Raw genomic sequence first — 4,923 nt, 5'->3', positions numbered from 1 at the left:
TTCATGCCCGTTCACCCGGCTTATTTCATCCAGCCCATCTGCTCGTACCATTCGTACTCATGGGCGAATTTATCCTTGTTGTACTTCACGAGCTGGCAGAAGTACTCCCTTTTCTGCCGGTGGATCTCGTCCTGTTCCGGGTAGGTGATTTCACCCTGGATGGACCGGACCAGTGTCTTTCCCAGTCCCCGGGCATCCACTTCGGCTTTTCCCAGTGCTGCCGGGTCCCGCCCGATTGCAACACCGATGCCTCCGACGACATTAGCGCCAAGCGTTGCGAGTACCTTGTTCATGTACCCGACAACCTCGGTCTCGCCGGCTCCCCCTGCAGTGCAGACAGAACACCCGAACTTTCCCGTCAGCATCTGGCAGTGGATGGCGTCCGCCATACGGTCAAAGAATGCTTTCATCGGGGCGGGCACAGAATCGATATAGTTGGGTGCGCCAAGCACGATCCCATCGGCATTCATCAGCCGGTCAAAAAGATCCGAGAAATCGTCGAGCAGGGTACACTCCCCTTTTGCATAGCAGGTGCCGCAGGCAGTGCAGTACCCGATGTGCAGCGTGTAGAGATCCACGTATTCCGTTTCTGCGCCATTGTCCTTTGCACCGGCAAGGACGGCGTTTACCAGCCTGAGGGTATTACTGTCCTTTCCCCGGGGACTTGCGTTCACTCCGATGACTTTCATCTCTGATCGCTCCTGTTGGAGGGGAATCGGAGAATAACTATGATAAAGGTATTGATTTGAAATCAGGGTACGCGGTGTTCTTCACATGAGCACCCGGTCCGCCGGACTGACAGGTCCTGCCAGCCGTCGCATGAAAAAAGATATTTGCCTGATATCACGGCATCCGGTTACTGACCGGATCCCGTTGTTGCCATTGCAGCGGTACGGTTACCATGATAACCGCCGTAGGCACCAAATCCGAGCGCTGACCTGAGCTGCTGCGGGGTCACGCCTAGCTGTTGTGCCGCGTCGGTTATGTTCAGCCGCGCCCCGTTTGCAGGGGTCAGGGCAGTTTTAAGGTCCTGTTCGGAGACACCCAGTTGGGCGGCTGCCGCGTTGAGCAGGGTATCGTTGGTCAGGAAACTCTGTCCCTGGTACTGCCTGCTGGTGTTGCCGGAGTAACTGCCACCGTATGATCCGCCATTACCAGAGGAGGGGTTGGCTCCCATGCCGGACCCGGAGGCACTTCCCGTTTGCGATCCACCGTTATCAGACGTTGAGCCGGTCCCGGTATCGGTGGGCGACACCTGCTGGCTGGTTCCCGAGGAGCCCGAGCCACTGTCGCCCGCCTGTGTGCATCCTGCAATAACGACCCCGGCAACAAGTATTGCCGCGGCAAGTACGAGAATAATACTATTCTTTGATAGTTTCATTCGGATATACTCCCTTACGATGGTTTATTGATGAGAGCCACTGTGAACGCTCACCTTGTAAAGTATATTTTACTTTTTGTAATATAAAATATATGGTCGTTCCCTCTTTGCATGCAATGAAGAGATTACCTGCCAGGTGCACCTTTCCGGCATACTGAACCCCTACGGCATGACGAACAGGTTCAAGATGCAGGTTATCAGTACATCACCATCCATCAGCTGAATTGTTGAACCCGCGCAGTTTTCCGTGCAGAAGCAAACGGTCGGGGACACCTGTTCAGGCTGCAGGCGGGTGGGGTGGCAGAATAACACATCTTCAGGATCAAAACCGAACACGGGAGATCAAGGCGCCCGGGTTCCCGGTACCGGGAACGGTTAAAACACGAAAAAAGATTCAGCGGTCGCTGATCTTCTCAACGACCCTCACGTTATCCCCACGAACAGTAATCGGGATCGGTACGACACTCTCGTACAGCTCAACGGTGATCTCTTCTTTTGCCGAGTCAACACGCTTGACCACAGCCTTCTCACCCTTGAACGGCCCGGCGATCAGTTCGACAATCGTGCCCTCATCGATACCGGCCACGACGGGTTTCGGGATCAGGAAATGCCCCACTTCTGCAAGCGTGGTCTGACCCTTTGCGACTGCACGGGCATGGGCAGTCATTTCCACGAGCTGCTCGATCCTGTTCCGCTGCTCGGGGGTCTCGACAAGGACGTAGCCCTGAAGTTCGTTTGGGACAATAATCGCGGTGACCTTGATATCGGTCGCCTTCATCTCAATAGCCTTTAAAATATTGTCAGCAACCGTACGCTCCTGCTTGGAGGTCGTCTTTATCGCGAAGATCCGGTTATTGAAGACCTCTGGAGCGGCAGGTACTGATGGCGCTGGCGATGCGGGAATAGGTTCCGGAGTCATGGCAATCAGGATCTAGAATCCCAGCAGCGTCTTGTGGTCGAAGATCAGGTAGATGATAAATCCGATCAGCCCGATGAGGAGGACACCGGCTGCCGCGACGGTCGCAATCTTTGTGAACTCCTCACGGGTGGGAGTGCGCGCGAGTTTCAGGACACGGAAGTATTTGCGGAATAACTCCTCGTGCACATTCACTTTGATATCAGGTTTTGAAATTTCCATAACTGCTCACTTGAGAAAATCGATCTCATACTGTTTCTGTACTTTGGGGGTAAGCTTCTCATTGCGACCATATATTTGTGACGACCGTACGCCCGTGACCACTAGAAGCGTCCGCATCTTGTTCTGCATCGTCGGGTCAACCTGTGCACCCCAGATGATCCGGGCGTTCGGGTCGACACGGGAATAGACTTCCTGCACCACACCCTCCGCATCCGCCATCGTCATGTCAGGGCCGCCGACCACGTTCACGAGTGCGGCAGTTGCACCCGATATGTCAACATCCAGAAGCGGGGAACGGATCGCCTTTTTCACCGAGTCGATTGCCTTGTCCTCACTGTCACTCTCTCCCATCCCGATCATGGCGACGCCGCCGCGCTCCATGACCGTGCGCACATCGGCAAAGTCCAGGTTCACGAGGCCAGGCATCGTTATGAGTTCCGTGATGCCCTTGACCGCCCGCATGAGGACTTCGTCAGAAACCTTGAACGCTGCTGACAGGGGAAGCTTGGGGACGACTTCAAGCAGACGGTCGTTCGGGACGACAATGACCGTATCCGCCACATCCCGGAGACGTTCGAGGCCGGCTTCCGCATTTTCCATCCGTATCGCACCCTCAGAGGCAAATGGCAGGGTAACGACCGCGATCGTGAGTGCACCTTCTTCCCGGGCAGCTTTTGCCACGACAGGAGCGGAACCGGTCCCGGTGCCGCCGCCAAGGCCGGCCGTGATAAAGATCATATCGCTGCCGGATACGGCAGCCCGTATATCCTGCTCGTTCTCAAGCGCGGCTTCCTCCCCGATCTGCGGGATAGACCCGGCGCCGAGGCCACGGGTCCGCTGTCGGCCGATCAGCATGCGCTGGTCGGCATGCGTCCGGATCAGGTGCTGGGCATCCGTATTGAGGGCGATAAGTTTTGCGCCGTGGATACCCTCTTCCATCATGCGGGTGATGGTGTTGGAGCCGCTGCCACCGCAGCCAATCACGGTGATCTCGGTCTTGAGTTCGCTTAAGATCTGATCAAGATCCTCGTTATTCTGCGATGGGGATGCAGTCTCGTCCCTTGCTTTTGTGAGTGCCTCTTCAACAATCGACCTCATGAATTCTTCTCCAGTCCCGGGATGTGGATCTTTGTTTCAGTACGGACTGATACCATTTCCGGCAGGATTACCCGTCCATCATGCTCCACGGTCTGCCCAAGAGCAAGCTGACGGTATGCAGGCCCGGCCGGGACTCCAAGCTCGCGCGCTTTTTGGGGGTCGAACCGGACCTTGCTGATGATCAGGCAATCACGTTCCGTCGCGGTGATTTCCTTACTACGTATGATTTTTACGCACAACGTATTTAAAGCATTTATTATTTCCGAAGAATCTTTACGAAAAACCACAAACTGCGGGAGCAGAACGTTGTCCTCATTGGTCAGGTGCACCACGGAAAGCGGCGAAATGCCGTGGATCAGCGCGGGTTCATCGGCTTTTTTTGTTTCTGCAAGCAGCACCGGGTCAAGGGAGATGACCGCAAGCGGGCCGGTGCCGGAAAGGGCATGGATAAAGCACCGGGCGTGGGGCGAGACCGTAGCAGCCTGTGCCCGTACGGCACCGTAGGTTTCCCACGATACATGCCCGAGTGCTGCAATCTCGCTTTCGGACAACCGGGGGACCGCAAGGGAGTCGAGGATCGCAGTCAGCCGTTCAAGGTCGGGACGGGACACCGCTTTCCGGTCGATGTAAGCAGCAACTGCCCCGCTCTTTTCAATCATTGCCTGCACCATCTCTTTGTCCAGTGCGGCGACCTGCCGGCGGGAACTGGCGATATGCCCGAACGCTCCCCGGGTGGCAAGGGCAATTGCGGTCTCGCGGGGAGCGTAATGGGTCCCGCCAATGCCAACAAGCGGGATGGGATTGACCGGTTCTGCACCGAGCACGGCTTTTGCAGCGGCCAGGCCGGCGACCGGGTCTCCCCACTCCTTCCCGGTACTGCCGATCTCGACAAAGAACGAGGGATGCGCAAGTCCTGTCGGGCCGTGGTGGGTCACCTCATAGGAGACCTGATACCCCTCGGGACAGTGCCGGGCAAGCGCCCGCAGGGTTGCCTGCATCATCTCAGGCGCAGCGGGTGCGAGCGTGCGGGGGTCGCCACCCAGCTCTGCCACGCCGTAATTCCCGGTTACGTGGACGGTAAGAATGGGTACCGGGTTGATACTGGAGTGGCGCGAGAGAAAGATCACGAGATCGCAATCGATGCCGGCATCGACGCCTTCCGCGTAGATGAGCCGGCCATCCACCTCGAAAAATTCGTAGATCCGGTCTCCCGCCCGGCCCGGGTCCGGGGACCGGGCGAGGCACTGTTCAATATGGTGCCTGATATTGCATCCCGCGAGGTCCCGGCGGGAATTGATCAGCGCTA

6 protein-coding genes are annotated in these 4,923 nt (G+C 56.9%); all 6 read right to left on the bottom strand.

What is annotated here, in order from left to right:
- Window positions 1-20: 20 nt before the first annotated feature.
- Window positions 21-689, bottom strand: a complete 669-nt coding sequence (locus WCE46_RS05140; protein WP_424732628.1) for a flavodoxin family protein — start codon at window positions 687-689, stop codon at window positions 21-23.
- Window positions 690-856: 167 nt separating this feature from the next.
- The gene (locus tag WCE46_RS05135; protein ID WP_424732627.1) at window positions 857-1,381 is read right to left on the bottom strand and encodes a hypothetical protein; all 525 of its coding nucleotides are present in this window, start codon (window positions 1,379-1,381) and stop codon (window positions 857-859) included.
- Between the two features lie 394 nt (window positions 1,382-1,775).
- On the bottom strand, window positions 1,776-2,300 hold the full coding sequence (locus WCE46_RS05130) for a transcription elongation factor Spt5 (protein ID WP_424732626.1): 525 nt from the start codon (window positions 2,298-2,300) through the stop codon (window positions 1,776-1,778).
- Window positions 2,301-2,312: 12 nt separating this feature from the next.
- A complete protein-coding gene (locus WCE46_RS05125; protein ID WP_424732625.1) occupies window positions 2,313-2,519 on the bottom strand; it encodes a protein translocase SEC61 complex subunit gamma in 207 nt (68 codons plus the stop codon).
- 6 nt (window positions 2,520-2,525) lie between these two features.
- Window positions 2,526-3,617, bottom strand: coding sequence for a cell division protein FtsZ (gene ftsZ, locus WCE46_RS05120; protein WP_424732624.1), 1,092 nt, complete (start codon window positions 3,615-3,617; stop codon window positions 2,526-2,528).
- On the bottom strand, window positions 3,614-4,923 hold a 1,310-nt coding region (locus tag WCE46_RS05115), incomplete at its 5' end, for a D-aminoacyl-tRNA deacylase (RefSeq protein ID WP_424732623.1). The genes WCE46_RS05115 and ftsZ, both read right to left, overlap by 4 nt.

The sequence above is a fragment of the Methanoregula sp. genome (assembly GCF_049690535.1).
Lineage (GTDB): Archaea > Halobacteriota > Methanomicrobia > Methanomicrobiales > Methanospirillaceae > Methanoregula.
The sequence above is the reverse complement of the archived record's forward strand: the minus strand, read 5'-3'. Positions and strand labels throughout refer to the sequence as shown.

Bases quoted from the DNA above. Each gene is read 5' to 3' on its own strand.
- WCE46_RS05140 (WP_424732628.1), bottom strand. From the start codon at position 689: ATGAAAGTCATCGGAGTGAACGCAAGTCCCCGGGGAAAGGACAGTAAT.
- WCE46_RS05135 (WP_424732627.1), bottom strand. From the start codon at position 1,381: ATGAAACTATCAAAGAATAGTATTATTCTCGTACTTGCCGCGGCAATA.
- WCE46_RS05130 (WP_424732626.1), bottom strand. From the start codon at position 2,300: ATGACTCCGGAACCTATTCCCGCATCGCCAGCGCCATCAGTACCTGCC.
- WCE46_RS05125 (WP_424732625.1), bottom strand. From the start codon at position 2,519: ATGGAAATTTCAAAACCTGATATCAAAGTGAATGTGCACGAGGAGTTA.
- ftsZ (WP_424732624.1), bottom strand. From the start codon at position 3,617: ATGAGGTCGATTGTTGAAGAGGCACTCACAAAAGCAAGGGACGAGACT.